The sequence below is a fragment of the Myxococcus faecalis genome (assembly GCF_050039385.1).
Taxonomy (GTDB): Bacteria; Myxococcota; Myxococcia; order Myxococcales; family Myxococcaceae; genus Myxococcus; species Myxococcus fulvus.
In genome coordinates, this window is sequence record NZ_CP144336.1 from 6614286 (window position 1) to 6629649 (window position 15364).

Below are 15364 nucleotides of genomic sequence, written 5' to 3' on the forward strand. Positions count from 1 at the left end.
CCACCGGGCCGCGGGGAGCCCGGGATTGAAGCTCGCGACGCTCAAGGATGGAACCCGTGACGGGCGGCTCATCGTCGTCAAGCGGGACAACTCGGCCTATGCGCTGGCCACCAACGTGGCGCTGACGCTGCAAGCGGCGCTGGATGACTGGGACACGAAGGAGCCGCAGCTGCGCGCGCTCGCCCAGCAGCTGGAGACGGACAGTGTGCAGAGCCGTCCGCTGGACGTGAAGGCGCTGCATGCGCCGCTGCCGCGCGCGTACGAGTGGATTGACGGCAGCGCGTACATCAACCACGTCATCCTGGTGCGCAAGGCGCGCAACGCCGAGCCGCCGGCCACGCTGAAGACGGACCCGCTGGTGTACCAGGGTGGCTCGGGTGACTTCCTGGCGCCCACCGCGGACATCCCGCTGGCGGACGAGGCGTGGGGCATGGACTTCGAGAGCGAGGTCTGCGTCATCCTCGGCGACACGCCGCAGGGGACGAAGGCGGAGGACGCGGGCAAGCACGTGAAGCTGCTGATGCTGGCCAACGACGTCTCGCTGCGCAACCTCATCCCGGAGGAGCTGGCGAAGGGCTTCGGCTTCTTCCAGAGCAAGCCGGCGACGGCGTTCAGTCCGTTCGCGGTGACGCCGGACGAGCTGGGCTCGGCGTGGCGCGAAGGGCGGGTGCATCTGCGCATGCGCTCGGTGCTCAACGGCGTGCAGGTGGGCGACACGGACGCGGGGCCGGAGATGCACTTCTCCTTCTTCGACCTCATCCAGCACCTGTGCAAGACGCGCAGCTACACGGCGGGCACCATCCTGGGCAGCGGCACGGTGTCCAACGCGGACCGCGCGCGGGGCATCTCGTGTCTGGCCGAGCAGCGGATGATCGAGACGATCGAGGAGGGCAAGCCGAGGACGCCCTTCATGAAGCCCGGGGACACCATCGACATCGAGATGTCGGGTGAGGACGGGCAGAGCGTGTTCGGGCGAATCTCCCAGAAGGTGGTGAAGGTCCCATGAAGGGCCTTCGGCTGCACAACTACTGGCGCAGCTCCGCGTCGTGGCGGGTGCGCCTGACGTTGCACCTCAAGGGCCTGCCCTTCGAGTACGTGGCGGTGCACCTGCTGAAGGACGGTGGGCAGCAGAACTCGGACGCGTACCGGGCGGTCAATCCGATGCGCACGGTGCCCACGCTGGAGTGGACGGAGGCGGACGGCACGGAGCGCAGGTTGTCGCAGTCGCTCGCCATCGTGGAGTTGCTGCAGGAGCGCTTCCCCACGCCGTCGCTGTTCCCGGAGGACAGCTACCTGCGGGCGCGGACGAGGATGATGGCGGAGTACGTGAACTCCGGCATGCAGCCGTTGCAGAACCTGGCGGTGTTGCAGCGCATCAAGAGCGAGCTGAAGGGCGACGACAAGGCGTGGGGCGCGTATTGGAACGCCCGGGGCCTGGAGGCGCTGGAGACGATGGTGCAGCCCACGGCGGGACGCTTCTGCGTGGGGGACACCGTGTCGCTGGCGGACGTGTGCCTGGTGCCGCAGCTGTATGGCGCGCGTCGGTTCGCGTTGGACTTGTCTCCGTACCCGACGCTGCTGCGCATCGAGGCCGCGTGCGCGGAGCATCCCGCCTTCCAGGCGGCGCACCCGGACCGTCAGCCGGACGCGGCGCCGGCCTGAGGCGTGGTCGAGGAGCGCCCCGCCGTGGATGGGGCGCTCCGAGCATTCAGGGTGTCGGCGCGAAGGTCGTGTCGATGCGCAGCGCCCGAGAGAGCGTGAGCGTCACGGGCGTCTTCGCGGCGATTTCGAGCAGGCGCGCCTTCTGCTCCTCGGTGATGGCGGGGCCAACCGAGAGCACTCGCTCCACGCGCTCCACATCGTTCTCGCGCAACAGCTTGAGCTTCACGGTGAAGGGGCTCAGCTCCCAGCCCTTGCGCGACGCGTACATCTTCAACGTGATGGCGGTGCACGCGCCCAGTGAGCCCACCAGCAACTGGTAGGGCGCGGGGCCCTGGTCCGCGCCGCCCAGCGCCGCGGGCTCGTCCGCCTGGAAGTGGTGCTTGCCGGTGCGAATCGACTGCGTGTAGCCGGCCTGGCTCTCGACGACGGCCGCCGCGAGCAGCGTGGAGTCATGGGTGGTCATGAGGGCCATGAATCCAGGGCGCGGCCCGGGTGACAAGCGTCCACCCGTCCCACATGCGTCGAGCCACACGGATGTTTCGAGCCACCCTCCCTCTTCCGGGGGTAGCGTCCTCGGTGGATGTCGCCCCTGGAGCCCCAGAGCCCCTCCGTGCCGGACCGCGCCGCCGCGCTGCGCGAGCTGGCGTTGCTCTTCCTTCGCCTGGGCACCACGGCCTTCGGCGGCCCCGCCGCGCACATCGCCCTGATGGAGGACGAGGTCGTCCGCCGTCGGCGCTGGCTCACGCGCGAGGAGTTCGTGGACCTGCTCGGCGCGGCCAACCTCATCCCCGGCCCCAACTCCACCGAGCTGGCCATCCACATCGGCCACCGTCGCGCCGGCTGGCCCGGCCTGCTGGTCGCGGGAACGTGCTTCATCCTCCCCGCGTTCCTCATCGTCCTCGGCATCGCCTGGGGCTACTCGCGCTTCGGCGCACTGCCAGACGTGAGCGCGCTGCTCCACGGCGTCAAGGCGGTCATCATCGCCGTGGTCGCTCAGGCCCTGTGGGGACTCATGCGCACCGTGGTGAAGGGCCCACTCGCGGCCGTCGTGGGAATCGCCGCCGCCACCGCGGCCTTCCTCGGCGTCGATGAGCTGCTGCTGTTGCTGCTGTCGGGACTCGCCGTGTTCGGCTGGCGCGCGGCGACACGTCGCGGAGGAGCCTCGGGGCCTTCGACGGGAATGCTCGTCACGCCGTGGAGCACGCTGCTCCCGCTGGGCGCCGCGTCGGCGGCGGTGCCCTTCACGCAGCAGGGCCTGTTCCTCTTCTTCCTGAAGGTGGGCTCGGTGCTCTACGGCAGCGGGTACGTGCTGCTGGCGTTCCTTCGCTCGGACCTGGTGCAGCGGCTGGGCTGGCTGACCGAGGCGCAGTTGCTCGACGCGGTGGCGGTGGGACAGGTGACGCCCGGCCCCGTGTTCACCACGGCCACGTTCATCGGCTACGTGCTCGGCGGGCCCGTGGGCGCCACCGTGGCCACGGTGGGCATCTTCCTGCCCGCCTTCGTCTTCGTCGCGCTCAGCGGCCCCCTGGTGCCCCGGCTGCGCGAGTCCTGGGTGGCGGGGGCCTTCCTGGACGGCGTCAACGTGGCGTCCCTCGCGCTGATGGCCGTGGTGACGTGGCAGCTCGGCCGCGCGGCCCTGGTCGACGTGTGGACCGTGGGGCTCGCCGTCGTGTCGGCCGTGCTGCTCATCCGCTTCCGCGTCAACTCCGCCTGGCTGGTGCTCGGCGGAGGCGCGGTGGGGTGGCTGGTTCAAACCACTAGCGGGGCGTGAGCTTCGCCTCGCAGCGGGAGACCTCGACACCGGAAAGGTCCGAGCGCCGGTCGATGCACGTCAGCCGCAGGTGCTCGCCCTCACGCGTCGCCTCGCAGTGACGGTTGCCGTCCACCGCCGTCCCACCCGCGTCGGGCCGCACCACGCCGCCATCCGCGTCCACGTGGAGGGTGTGCGCCCGGTCATGCAACGACCAGTCACCCCGCTTCAAATCCACCTTGGCGCTGGCGCCGCCGTACTCGGGGAAGCCCAGGGGCTCGTTTCCCACGGCCGTCAGGTCGCACGAATCCTCGGGGACCCTCAACTGGAAGGAGCCGTTGCCGCCGCAGGTGTTCTCGGTCACGTCGAAGGTGACCTCCTGCGCGTCCTTCTCACAGTCGGGCGCGGAGTCCGCGATGAGCAGGACACCGGTGGCGGCGAGCACGGCGACGGAGGCGAGGTTCCTCAGCAACGGCATCATGATGGAACTCCTGGGGATGAGAGGGGCACGGCCCGCGCCTGGGACAGCAGCGAGGCGCGGCCGTACAGCACGGCGAGGACGACGAAGGGCAGGGTGAGCAGGTCCGAGACATCCGCCACCGCGCGGAAGCCACTGAGCCCCAACGGCGCGCCGATGGGACGCAGCCACTTACAGAACAAGTCCGCGAACGGCTGGGACACCTTGAGCGCGGTGAACAGCCCCGTCGTCACCAGCGCGCCCACGCCCAGCCTCACGCGCAGACTCCAGCGCGTGACGAGCACCAGCAGCGCGGACACATAGAGCGGCAGGAAGAAGCAGATGGCCACGTCCGACAACTTCCCGGTGAGCGTGTTGTGGAAGGTCGGCTTGAGGACGCGGTCGTTCACCGCCATCAGCACCACGGCGGCCAGCGGCATGGGCGCGAGGAACTCCGACATCGACGGCAGGGGCTTCGTCCCCCACGCGCGCCAGCTCACCGCAGCGCCTCCGAGCCCATCAGCGCCTTGAGGAGGATGGCGTCGGTCAGCATCTCCACCGGCGCGCGGTCATCCGTGAGCGGCTGCGCCGAGGCCACCGGCTGCAGCTCCCCCACCACGCGCGTCGCCAGGGGCCGCAGCGACAGCGGCAGCGAGGATGTCCGCGAGCTCAACCGCTCCCCCATGCCCTCCGGGCCCGCGAACAACAGCGTGTTGCTGTGGTTGCGCGCATCCGCCGCGAGCACCTGCGGGAACACCGTCGCCAGCGTCCCACCCACCGCGCGCACCACCGCGCGCTCATCGCGGAAGCGGCCCACGTTGAAGCAGGCCACGCCGCCCGGCTCCAGGTGCGCGGCCACTTCTTGAGCGAACTCGCGCGTCGTCAGGTGGAAGGGCACGTACGGGAAGCGGAACGCGTCCACGATGATGGCGTCGTAGCGCCGCGTGTCCCGGCGCAGGAACGTGCGCGCGTCCGCGATGTGCACCTCCACCTCCGTCCCCAGGCCGAAGTGCTGACGCGCCAGCTTCACCACCATCGCGTCCAGCTCCACGCCCACCACGTAGGCCCCCGGATACGTCTCCCGCAGCCCGCGCGCGCTCGTGCCCGCGCCCAGCCCCAACACCAGCACGCGCGGCGTCCGAGGCTCCTCGCGCGCCATCGCCGGCGTCAGCAGGTAGTGCGCGAACACCTCGTCGCGCACCGGCTGGCCTGGCACCCACGTGCTCTGCACCGCGAAGCCCTCGTCGAAGACCAGGCTGCGCGTGCCGCTCGGGGACTCCAGCACCTGGAGGAAGGCGTGCGGCGACTCGGCCACCTCGAGCGCCTGCGGATGTCGGGGCAGCGCGTGCGCCCCCAGCACCAGCGCCGCCGCGGGCACCCCCACCGCCAGCGCGCGCCACCGCCACCCCAGCCCCCACGTCGCCGTCAGCCCGAGCATCCCCGCGAAGCACGCCATGGCCCGCGCCGTCCCCAGCCACGGCAGCACCACGAAGGCCGCCAGCAGCGTCCCGACGATGCTCCCCAGCGTGGACGCCGACGACAGCCTCCCCGCGTGCGCCCCCGCCGACGTCACGCCCCCCAACCCCACGCGCACCAGGAACGGCCCCACCGCGCCCAGCGCGAGCAGCGGGGGAATCGCCACCAGCACCACCAGCGCCACCCGCCCCATGGCCTCCATCGGCCTGCCCGTCATCACCGCCGTCGTGGCCCCCGGCAGCAGCACCCTCGCGAGGAAGGGCAGCGCCGTGAGCAGCAGCGCCGCCACGCCGAGCGCCACCCGGAGTGGCTCCAGCCTCGCGGCCCGGTCCGCCACCCTGCCGCCCAGGTGCGCCCCCAGCGCCAGCCCGCCCAGCACCAGGGAGATGAGCGCCGCCCACACCGGGGTGCTGCTCCCGAAGTAGGGCGCCACCAGTCGCGAGGCCGCCATCTCCGACGCCATCACCGTGGCGCCAGAGAGGAAGGACAACCAGGTCAGCGAGGAGGGCTTCATGGGCGGGGGCGCCAACAGCAAGCCCCGTTCCATATTCAACAGCCCGTAACTCCGGGCCCCACGGGCAGACACACCGCGAGGCCCGCGACACCCCCGTCAGCGAGCCGTGGCCCGACTGACAGGATTGTCGTGCTCACCCCTTGAAGGGCAGGGCGGCCACCTTCACCGTCGCGGGGCCCTGAGCCAGGGTCAGCTCGGTGCCGGGCTCCAGCGAGTCGCGGTGCACGTACCCCAGGGCCACCCGCTGCCCACCCTGCGCGGGCGAGCGCACCACGCTGGTGAGCCAGCCCACCTTCTTCTCACCGCGGCGCAGCTCCGTGCCCGGCGCCGCCTCCACGTCGCCCAGCAAGAGCCCCGTCAGCTTGCGGTTCATGTGCCCGCGGAAGGTGGCCCGGGCGATGACCTCCTGCCCGATGTAGCACCCCTTGTTGTAGGAGATGGCGGACGGGCCCAGGTCCGCCTCCAGGGGGATGGTGGTGTCCACCATGTCCTGCCCGTAACGGGGCACCCCGGCCTCCACCCTCAAGAGCTCCAGCGTCTCGAAGCCCAGGGGCTTGAGGCCCAGGTCGGCGCCCGCCTGGCTCAAGGCCCGCCACACCGCCTCCAGGCCCGCGCGTGGCACCCACACGTCCACCCCGTGCGGCTCCAGCCGGGTGTTGCCCACCAGCAGGACGTCCTGCCCGGCCAGCGTCCCCGGGCGGGTGGCGTGGTGGGGCAGGGGGGCGAAGTCGGTGCCCAGTACGGCCGTGAGGAGCGCGCCCGTCCGGGGCCCGAGCAGCCGCAAGAGCCCGTGGTCGGCCGTGGCCTCATGCAGCTCGGCGTCCTCGGAGATGAGGTATTTCTCCAGGAACTCCCGGACCTTGGCGCCGGTGCCGGGCTCCACGTCCACGAGCAGGTCCGCCTCCCGTTTGAGGATGCGGGCGTCCGCCACCATGGCCCCCTTCACGTTCACCAGGGCGGCGTAGGCTGCGGTCCCGACGGGGAGGTTGTTCACCTCCTGTGTCACCATTCCATGTAGGAAGGTGACCCGGTCCTCCCCGGTGATTCGGAGGACCTCACGATAGGAGGCATCGTGCAGGGCCACGGCCTCACGGGCGGCCTGGTAGGCGTCCTCGGCGTTCCCGTAGTCGGCCACGACCTCCCGGCCGCCGACCTCGATGAAGCGGCCCCGCGCTTCTTCGTGAAGAAAATGCAGCGACAGCGGTTCCATGTCCGTCGCTATATAGAGGCGAAGGAGCGAATGCCACGATGGATGTGAAGCACCTGTCGTCCTTCCAGGACTTCTCCCCGGAGAAGCTCCGGAAGCACAACGTCTTTCAATCCGAGCGCTTCTTCCTGGATGTCTACTGCCTGGCGCCCGGGCAGGCCCAGAAGCCGCACCACCATGTGACCTCCGACAAGGTCTACGTCGTCCTCGAGGGCACCTGCCGCTTCCGCGTGGGTGCCGAGGAAGAGGTCCACACCGTGGGCGCGGCCGTGTTCGCCCCCGCGGGCGCCGAGCATGGGGTCACCAACGAAGGCCCCGCTCCCGCCCGACTGCTCGTCCTGATGACCCCGCCCCCGGAGCATGCATGAGTTCGAAGTCCTCCTCCAAGGCCGCCGTGGCGCTGCTGGTGCTGGGCGTGGCCGCGAGTGCCCTGTCCATCTTCCAGTGGAGCCAGCTGCTCACGCTGCGCGCCGGCGGCGCCACCGTGTGCGGCGTGTCCGACACGGTGAACTGCGAGACGGTGTGGAACTCGCCTTTCGCCACCCGGTTGCATGAGCTGTTCGGCATCCCCGTCGCCGGCCTGGGGCTGGTGTGGGGGCTGACGGTGGTGGCGCTGTCGGCGGTGTTCCTGGCGCGCGAGCGCTCGGGCAAGTCGGTGGCCCCGGCGTCGCAGGGGCTGAAGCTGACGGCGCTGGCGGGCGTGGCGTCGGTGTTCGTGTTCGCCTTCGCCAGCTACCAGACGGGCGTGGTGTGCCCCACGTGCCTGGGCACGTACGCGCTGGTGGCGCTCATCGCGGGCGTGGCCTTCAAGGGCTTGCCGAGCGTGGCGGGCGAGTGGGGCCCGGCGCTGGGCTGGACGGTGGGCGCCACGGTGCTGGTGTTCGTGGCGGTGGCCCTGCCGGGTCGCTCGCTGTCGACGCCCGCGCCCAAGGCGGGGGCGCTGCTTCCGCCCGCGCCCACGGAGACGACGGCGAACGCCACGACGGGGGCGGCGAGCGCGAACAGCTCGCCCGCGTCGCTGGAGGCGTACCTGAAGGGGCTGCCGATGGACCAGCAGCAGTTCATCTCCAACGCGCTGGCGATGTACCGCCGGGACACGCCGAAGCCCGCCGCGGCGCCGGCGCGGCGCCTGTATGGCCCGGCCACCGCGCCGGTGAAGATCGTCGAGTGGACCGACAGCAAGTGCCCCCACTGCAAGTCGTTGGTGGAGGAGCTGGCGGTGCTCAAGAAGCGCGTGCCGGAGGGCAAGCTGTCCCTGGAGGCGCGGCAGTTCCCGCTGGACGGCGCGTGCAACCCGGCGATGCAGCGGCGCGGGCCGGACGCCCCCACGGTTCGGTGCGTGGCGGCGAAGGCGCAGATCTGCCTGGAGGGCGCGTCGGACTTCTGGGAGCTGCGCGAGAAGCTCTTCGCGGCGCAGGCGATGCTGGACACGGAGCGGGTGATGGAGATCGCCTCGTCCGGTTCGATGTCCCGCTCTCAGCTGGAGTCGTGCCTGGCGAGCGCGGACACGGCGGCGAAGCTGCAGGAGGACACGTCGTACGCGCTGCGCTACCACTTCACCGGCACGCCGCTGGTGGTGGTGAACGGCCGTCAGGCGCTGCCGTCGGCGCCGTTCCTGTACGCGCTGGTGATGGCGGAGGGCAACCCGAGCGCGCCCGCGTTCGACGTGCTGCCGCCGCCGCGCGCCATGCCGATGGACGACCACGCGGGCCACAACCACTGAGTCCCGGACGCCATGGGCAAGCGTGACAAGAAGGACGCGCCCGCCGCGCCCCCGGCTCCGTTCCACAACCCCTTCGCCGCGCTGGCGGCGAAGCGGGAGGAGCTGCCGGTGGGGACGGTGGCGCCCGTGGCCGCGCCCCCGAGCAAGTCCGAGCCGAAGGGCCCGGCGCGCGCGGTGGTGCGCATGGAGCGCAAGGGCCGCGGTGGGAAGGAGGTCACCGTGGTGGAGCACCTGGAGCTGCCCGCGCCCCAGCGCGAGGTGTGGCTCAAGGCGCTGAAGAACTCGCTGGGCTGCGGCGGCGTGGTGGAGGACGACACGCTGGTGCTCCAGGGCGACCAGCGCGAGCGGCTCCCCGCGCTGCTCGAGGCGCGCGGCGTGCGCAAGGTGACGGTGGGCTGACGAGGCGGGCCCTTCGCTTCGCGGCTCGGTGGACGTCGTCCCCTGGCCACGAAAAAGCCCGGGCGCCTTCGACAGGCGGCCCGGGCTCGGGGTGCCACGGCTTCGTGACGACTACAGCGCGGCGATGATGGCGTCGGTGAACTCGCGCGTGGTGGCGCCGCCGCCCAAATCACCCGTGCGGACCTTGGCCTCGGTGTAGACCTTGTGGATGGCGTTCTCCATCCGGCGGGCCTCGTCGCGCATGTCCAGGTAGTCCAGCATCATCACGGCGGACATCATCAGCGCCGTGGGGTTCGCGATGCCCTTGCCCGCGATGTCCGGGGCCGTGCCGTGCACCGCCTCGAAGACCGCCGTGCGCTCGCCGATGTTCGCGCCGGGCACCACGCCCAGGCCGCCCACCAGACCCGCGCACAGGTCGCTCACGATGTCGCCGTACAGGTTCTCCAGCACCATCACGTCGAAGCGCGTCGGGTCCTTCACCAACTGCATGCAGAGGTTGTCGATGATGACTTCCTCGTAGTGGATCTCCGGGAACTCACGGCCCACCTTGCGGCAGCAGTCCAGGAACAGGCCGTCCGACAGCTTCATGATGTTGGCCTTGTGGACGGCCGTCACCTTCTTGCGGCCGTGCTTGCGCGCGTACTCGAACGCGAACTTCGCGATGCGCGTGGAGGCCTTCTCGGTGATGATCTTCAGCGCCTCGACGACGCCCGGGACGATGATGTGCTCCAGGCCCGAGTAGAGGCTCTCCGTGTTCTCGCGCACCACCACCAGGTCCACGTTCTCGTAGCGCGTCTTCACGTTCGGCACGCTCTTGACGGGCCGCAGCGACGAGTACAGGTCCAGGCGCTTGCGCAGGCCGACGTTCGCGGAGGGAAGTCCGCCGCCCACCACCGTGCCCGTGGGGCCCTTGAGCGCCACGCCGCTGCGCAGCACCGCCTCCACCGACTCGTGGGGCAGGTTGGTGCCGTACTTCGCCACCACCTCCGTGCCCGCGTCCTTGTACTCGAACTCGAGGGGAACCTTGAGCGCCTCGAGGACGCGAATGGTGGCCGCCATCACCTCGGGGCCGATGCCGTCGCCATTGAGGACCGTAACAGTGCGCGTGTTCGCCATGGGTGCGGATTCACAGCACAAATCCCCCGCTCCCGGAAGAACGAAAACTTCCAGCCGGACAGGTCGGCACATGGGGGCCATGAGCATGCCGAACCCTTCGGGGCCACCCGGCCTGCGAGCGAGGGCCGGGGCCTCAGTGCTCGGACGCCGCGTCCGGGCGACGGGGGGCCCTGCGGGTCGGCCGGTGCCGGCGGCGGATGGCGTAGGGCCGGTAGAAGGACTCCCACAGCGCGGCGCGTCGTCCCCGGGGCCGGGTGCGCAGCTCGCCCAGGGGCGCCCGGATGAAGAACGAGGAGATGAACAGGTAGGCGGCGCCGATGGTGATGAGCGCCAGCACCGCCATGACCAGGAACCCGGGTATCCACGCCACGTGGGCCCGGGCGACGAACTCGCCGAAGTCCTCGGGCGGCTTCGGGTGGCTGTAGACCTTGAAGAACCAGGTCATGAGCAGGACCAGCAGGATGGGCCCGTAGGTGCGGTTGAGCCGCGTGGAGATGGCCGACATCAGCGACAGCTGGATTTGCGGCCGGGACATCTCCACCGCCAGCTCGCGCAGGGCGTCGGGGTCCACCGGCTCGCGGCGCAGCATGGGGGCCCACCAGCCGTCCTCCAACAGGCGCACCCGCCGGTTCCACAGGTCGTAGTAGCGGTAGCGGCGCGCCTCGACGAGCAGGAAGGACACCACCATCCAGATGCCGACGAGGAAGGTGACGTGGGAGCTCTGCGGCGTGGCGAAGCCGAGCGAGATGACGGCGGCCGTCGTCGTCAGCGCCCAGTTGGTGGTGGTGTCCAGGCGCGTGCGCCAGGTGTCGGAGCGGCTCAGCTCGCCCCGGAAGAGCTGCGCCATGGCCTGCTGCGACAGCCATGGCGACTCCAGGAGGTCGTTCTTGATGGGCTCGTTGAGGGGCATCCGTTCCTGGAAGGTGGGCTGACGCGCCAGCGGGTGCAACGGCTCGCCCGGACGCCAGGGGGCGATCCGCGCGCCTTCCGCGAACGGCCCGTCGAGGGGCAGCCGACCGGGCGTGTCTGGACGGCGTCGGGGACGGGCAGGCGGGCGGGCGCCTGGGTGGCCATGGCGGGCGGCCATGCACACCTTGGCTTTTCAACGTGGCCCGTCTCGACCCCATCGAAGCCTTGTCGGAGCTGCTCCAGGGAGAGCAGGAGCGTGTGACGCGCCTGTGGGCGAAGCGTCTGCGCGCGGAGGTGTACGAGGTGGAGATTCCGGGCCGCGACTTGCGCGCTCCCCTGCGGCGACTGGTGGGGGAGATGGCGCGGCTGCTCAAGGACCGGGGCGAGGACGCGGTGCGGCTGTGGCCGGAGGTGGCGCGCTCGCACGGCGCGGACCGGTACACGCAGAACTTCGAGTCCGAGGACCTCACCCGCGAGTTCAAGTCGCTGGAGGAGGTGCTGCTGCACGTCTACGCGCGCCACCACGGTGGGCTGATTGAGCCCGAGGTGGCGGGCCTCATCGCGGAGCTGGTGTGGGAGGGGGACGCGGCGGCGCAGGCGTCGTACGCGCGGATTCTAAAGACGGAGGAGGTGCGCTTCCGGGAAGCGGCGGTGATGGAGTCGGTGCTCAACCACGTGGACGTGGGCATCCTCCTGGCGGAGGTGGACGGCACGGTGTCCTTCGCCACGCCTCCGGTGAGCCGGCTGATGGGTGTGCCGATGCGCGCGGTGGTGGGCGGGCGCGCGGTGAACACGCTCGCGCCGGTGCTGACGCAGGTGAACGCGCGGCACGCCTCGGGTGAGCCCTTCAAGGTCGCGGACATGCCCTTCGTGCGCGCGCTGAAGGAGCAGGGCCCGGTGCGCGGGGTGATGATGGTGGTGGAGCGCCCCGGTGGCGGCGAGGTGACGCTGGAGATGAGCGCCACGCCCGTGTGGGAGGAGGAGGGGGAGCTGGCGGGCGCCATCCAGACCTTCACGGACCGCACGGAGTCGGCGAACAAGACCAAGGCGCTGGAGAGCGCGTACGGGGAGCTGCGCCGGCTGCAGGGGCGGCTGTTGCAGCGCACGCGCCAGCAGGCGCTGGGGCAGCTGGCGGGCGGCGCGGCGCACGCGCTCAACAACTTCCTCAACGTGCTGCGGCTGCGAATCACGCTGTTGCAGCGCGAGTACAAGCCCGAGCACCTGGACGCGCTCGACAAGACGGTGCAGCAGATTGGCGAGCTGGTGGCGCGGCTGCAGGAGTTCAACGTCCAGCGCACCGAGGAGCGTCCCGTCGACGTGAAGGTGGACCAGACGGTGCGCGAGTCGCTGGAGCTGGCGCGCGGCGAGCTGGAGCAGCGCGAGCACCCGGTGTACGTGGAGCTGGACCTTCACGACCCGGGGGCGGTGCGCGCGGACGCGGCCTTCTTCCGCGAGCTGGTGGTGAACCTGCTGCTCGCGGCGCGGGACAGGATGGAGGAGGGCGGGCACCTGAAGGTGACGACGCGCGAGGAGGGCCCCGCGTGGCTCTCGCTGCGCATCCAGGACCAGGGCCCGTCGTATGCGTCGGAGGAGCTGTCGCACCTGTTCGACCCGCTCCGGCGGGACCCGGGGGCGCCGCAGCTGTCCTTGTACCTGGCCGTGGCGCGCGCGCAGGTGCAGCGCTGGGGCGGCGAGCTGACGGCGGAGAACGTGTCTTCGGGGAGCGGCGCGACGTTCGTGGTGCGGCTGCCCCGGGTGCGCGTGCCGTCGCCGAACGAGCCCACGCCGCCTCCGGAGAGCGTGACGCGGCCCCCGGTGTCGGCGCCCCGGCGCTTCCAGCAGACGCGCCGCGTGCTGGTGGTGGACGATGATTTGGACAACGCGCGGATGATGGCCGAGGTGCTGGGGGAGGAGGGCTACGAGGTGCAGGTGGCCCACGACCCCACCGTGGCGTTGGGCATGTGGGACCGGCGCCGCTACGACGCGGCCCTGCTGGACGCGGTGATGCCGGAGATGAGCGGCTGGGAGCTGGCGCGCGAGCTGCGCGAGAAGTCTCCCCAGGCGCTGCTCGCCATCGTCACGGGCATGGATGTGCGCGGACAGAACCGGGCGAATCTGGCCCTGGTGGACGCGGTGTTCCGCAAGCCCATCGACGTGGGCGCGCTGGATGACTTCCTCGCGCAGACGGATGGCGGGGAGGATGAGGAGGACACGTCGCCGGACGAGGAGGCTCCCGCCAGTCCGGGGCCGGATTCACAGCACTAGCGTGCTGCTGTGACTGTTCCGCGGTGGAGCACCGACAGGGGCCGCCGCCGGCCCTCCACCGCGGCCTTCACATCGCGCCGTCACGCGCCAAGCCAGGACGGGCATGGTGCCCGCAGGACCCTCTACCCACCATCCAACATCAGGGCATGTGAGTGTTTCCTGTTGGGTTGTTTGTCCATTCCGTCGGTGGGTATTCCCTGACGCCGTGGGGTGGTTGTCTGGCGTTGGGTTTGCGGGCGCGGTGCGGGGTGGTTCTTGAATCGGGCCTGGGCGTCTAGAGTCGCGGGCGTGAGCTTCTTGCTGGAAGTGGAGCGCATCCGCCGCAAGGTGGAGGCGGGTGAGGTCCTGAGTGACGCGGAGCTGGAGGTGCTGCGCGCGCGGGTGAGGGACGAGGACGGGCCGACGCCGCGCCTGGCGGTGGCGCACGCCCTCATCAACGCGGGCGCGGAGCGTGAGGCCCTGCCGCTCCTGGAGGCCTTGCGGCGGGACTTCCCCCAGCACGTCCCGGTGCAGTTGGGGCTCGCCCGGGCGCTCCTGGGGTTGGAGCGGCACGGAGACGCGGAGGCGCTGCTGCGACAGGTGCGCGCGCGGGAGCCGGACGACCCGGAGGTCCTCAAGGTGCTGGCCGTGCTGGCCCTGCGCCGGGGCGAGATGGACAAGGTCCAGGCCTACGTGAAGGACGCGCTGGCGAGGGATCCGTTCGACGCGGAGGCGCGGCTGTTGAAGGAGGAACTGGAGGCCGCGGACCTGCCTCCGCCGCCGGTGCCTCAGGAGCAGGTGCTCCGGCCGGAGTTCACCGCCGCGCTGGCGGGGGCGCTCACCCGGGCGCGCGTGGCGTTCCGCCGGCAGGGCAAGGACCTGCTGGTGAAGCTGGCGTCGGGCGGCGTGGGGCGCGTGGACCTGGGCTCGCTGTACGCGGCCTATCAGGAGGCGCCGGGCACGCAGGGGCTGGCGGCCTATGTCGAGGCGCTGGCGGCGCGGCTGGGCGGATTGGACTCGGGGCTCGGGGCCTCGGATGTGGCGTCGCTGGAGGCGAGGCTTCGGCCCGTGCTGCGTCCGGCGGACTTCGCGGCGAAGGCGGTGGGGGCGCTGCACCGGGAGGGGCCCGCGGGGCTCTCGGTCTTCTATGTGCTGGAGGACGCGGACTTCGTGCGCTACCTGCCGGAGTCCGCGCTGAAGGACTCGGGCCTGACGGTGGAGGCGGTGGACGCGGCGGCGTGGAGGAACCTGGAGCCCGCGCCCGTGAAGTCCGTCATCATCGACCGGGGCGAGGTGCGGCTGGCGGAGGGCTTCTCGGGCCTGTGGGCGGTGGCGGGCGGGGATGGGCTGGACGGCGCGCGGATGCTCACGGCAGGGCAGCGACGGCTGCTCACGGAGCAGGTGGGCGAAGGCGCGCTGTACGTGTCCCTGGTGCGGCGCGAGATGACGCTCGTCGCGAGGGCGTCAGATGCCTCGGCCCGAGCCGTGCTCACGGACCTCTTGCCGACCTCGGAGGGAATCGCGGGGCTATTCCTGCTGACCGAGGATGGTTTCGCCCGTGCCCCTGGACTCGAGGAGGGGCGTTGATGAGTGCTCCCTCCTCGGAGTGGGGCTCCGCCCTGCGGACGATGCGGAGGCTGTTCGAGCATGAGCCCACGGACAAGGAAAGTCTCAAGGAGTGGCAGAAGGAGGCCATGGCTTTGCTTCTACGGTTGGACACCATCCCTGAGAGCAATGACATGGAGGAAATCGCCTGGCACTTCCTCGACGATGCGGACATCCGTGTGAAGGACGAAGGGTACGCGCGAGTTCAACGAGAAGGGTTCGAGAGCTGGCTGAAGGACGCTGAGCGCGCCCTGCCGCCAGAGTGACCCGAGCGCGAAGCCTCAAGGCTCTGAAGTCCGTCG

The 15364-nt window shown here is 70.9% G+C and carries 16 protein-coding genes; 9 read left to right on the forward strand and 7 right to left on the reverse strand.

Annotated features, from left to right (window positions below; genetic code table 11):
• The first annotated feature begins 25 nt into the window (after nt 1–25).
• Nucleotides 26–1006 carry a fumarylacetoacetate hydrolase family protein gene (locus VZQ01_RS26520; protein WP_074953112.1) on the forward strand — a complete coding sequence of 327 codons (981 nt, stop codon included), beginning with the start codon at nt 26–28 and terminating at the stop codon, nt 1004–1006.
• Nucleotides 1003–1662 (forward strand): maleylacetoacetate isomerase, encoded by a 660-nt coding sequence (gene maiA, locus VZQ01_RS26525; RefSeq protein WP_223782530.1) that lies wholly within the window; start codon nt 1003–1005, stop codon nt 1660–1662. Before VZQ01_RS26520 ends, maiA begins: the two co-directional genes overlap by 4 nt.
• A 46-nt stretch (nt 1663–1708) precedes the next feature.
• Here the strand turns inward: maiA and VZQ01_RS26530 are convergent, their stop codons facing one another.
• Nucleotides 1709–2125 carry an OsmC family protein gene (locus VZQ01_RS26530; RefSeq protein WP_426745025.1) on the reverse strand — a complete coding sequence of 139 codons (417 nt, stop codon included), beginning with the start codon at nt 2123–2125 and terminating at the stop codon, nt 1709–1711.
• Nucleotides 2126–2242: 117 nt separating this feature from the next.
• Here VZQ01_RS26530 and chrA point away from each other — a divergent pair, with 117 nt between their 5' ends.
• Entirely contained in the window at nt 2243–3433 is a 1191-nt protein-coding gene (gene chrA, locus VZQ01_RS26535; RefSeq protein WP_426745026.1) for a chromate efflux transporter, read from the forward strand.
• Here the strand turns inward: chrA and VZQ01_RS26540 are convergent.
• The 4 genes from VZQ01_RS26540 to ygfZ form a co-directional block, all read right to left on the reverse strand.
• Nucleotides 3420–3893, reverse strand: a complete 474-nt coding sequence (locus tag VZQ01_RS26540; RefSeq protein WP_223782527.1) for a hypothetical protein — start codon at nt 3891–3893, stop codon at nt 3420–3422. The genes chrA and VZQ01_RS26540 overlap by 14 nt on opposite strands.
• A complete protein-coding gene (locus tag VZQ01_RS26545; protein ID WP_223782526.1) occupies nt 3890–4369 on the reverse strand; it encodes a hypothetical protein in 480 nt (159 codons plus the stop codon). Before VZQ01_RS26545 ends, VZQ01_RS26540 begins: the two co-directional genes overlap by 4 nt.
• The gene (locus VZQ01_RS26550; RefSeq protein WP_408889158.1) at nt 4366–5859 is read right to left on the reverse strand and encodes a fused MFS/spermidine synthase; all 1494 of its coding nucleotides are present in this window, start codon (nt 5857–5859) and stop codon (nt 4366–4368) included. The genes VZQ01_RS26545 and VZQ01_RS26550 overlap by 4 nt, the downstream gene beginning before the upstream one ends.
• Before the next feature lie 133 nt (nt 5860–5992).
• Complete coding sequence (gene ygfZ / locus VZQ01_RS26555) at nt 5993–7069, reverse strand: CAF17-like 4Fe-4S cluster assembly/insertion protein YgfZ (protein ID WP_223782524.1); 1077 nt, start codon at nt 7067–7069, stop codon at nt 5993–5995.
• Nucleotides 7070–7107: 38 nt separating this feature from the next.
• Between ygfZ and VZQ01_RS26560 the strand changes: the two genes are divergently transcribed.
• The 3 genes from VZQ01_RS26560 to VZQ01_RS26570 are packed head-to-tail and all read left to right on the forward strand — an operon-like array spanning nt 7108 to nt 9188.
• Complete coding sequence (locus VZQ01_RS26560) at nt 7108–7434, forward strand: cupin domain-containing protein (protein ID WP_223747165.1); 327 nt, start codon at nt 7108–7110, stop codon at nt 7432–7434.
• Nucleotides 7431–8789, forward strand: coding sequence for a vitamin K epoxide reductase/DsbA family protein (locus VZQ01_RS26565; RefSeq protein WP_141332824.1), 1359 nt, complete (start codon nt 7431–7433; stop codon nt 8787–8789). The genes VZQ01_RS26560 and VZQ01_RS26565 overlap by 4 nt, the downstream gene beginning before the upstream one ends.
• 12 nt (nt 8790–8801) lie before the next feature.
• The gene (locus VZQ01_RS26570; protein ID WP_141332825.1) at nt 8802–9188 is read left to right on the forward strand and encodes a translation initiation factor; all 387 of its coding nucleotides are present in this window, start codon (nt 8802–8804) and stop codon (nt 9186–9188) included.
• Between the two features lie 111 nt (nt 9189–9299).
• On the opposite strand, the gene VZQ01_RS26575 is transcribed toward VZQ01_RS26570, so the two are convergent.
• Both VZQ01_RS26575 and VZQ01_RS26580 read right to left on the reverse strand, forming a co-directional pair.
• Nucleotides 9300–10304, reverse strand: coding sequence for an isocitrate dehydrogenase (NAD(+)) (locus tag VZQ01_RS26575; protein ID WP_223747167.1), 1005 nt, complete (start codon nt 10302–10304; stop codon nt 9300–9302).
• 133 nt (nt 10305–10437) lie between these two features.
• Complete coding sequence (locus VZQ01_RS26580) at nt 10438–11214, reverse strand: DUF2270 domain-containing protein (RefSeq protein ID WP_223747168.1); 777 nt, start codon at nt 11212–11214, stop codon at nt 10438–10440.
• Nucleotides 11215–11411: 197 nt separating this feature from the next.
• Here VZQ01_RS26580 and VZQ01_RS26585 point away from each other — a divergent pair, with 197 nt between their 5' ends.
• The 3 genes from VZQ01_RS26585 (at nt 11412) to VZQ01_RS26595 (ending at nt 15328) form a co-directional block, all read left to right on the forward strand.
• Nucleotides 11412–13478: a hybrid sensor histidine kinase/response regulator gene (locus VZQ01_RS26585; protein WP_426745027.1), complete on the forward strand. Its 2067-nt coding sequence runs from the start codon at nt 11412–11414 to the stop codon at nt 13476–13478.
• A 288-nt stretch (nt 13479–13766) separates the two neighbouring features.
• Nucleotides 13767–15044 (forward strand): tetratricopeptide repeat protein, encoded by a 1278-nt coding sequence (locus VZQ01_RS26590; RefSeq protein WP_426745028.1) that lies wholly within the window; start codon nt 13767–13769, stop codon nt 15042–15044.
• Nucleotides 15044–15328 carry a hypothetical protein gene (locus VZQ01_RS26595; protein ID WP_267699489.1) on the forward strand — a complete coding sequence of 95 codons (285 nt, stop codon included), beginning with the start codon at nt 15044–15046 and terminating at the stop codon, nt 15326–15328. Before VZQ01_RS26590 ends, VZQ01_RS26595 begins: the two co-directional genes overlap by 1 nt.
• Nucleotides 15329–15364: the final 36 nt, after the last annotated feature.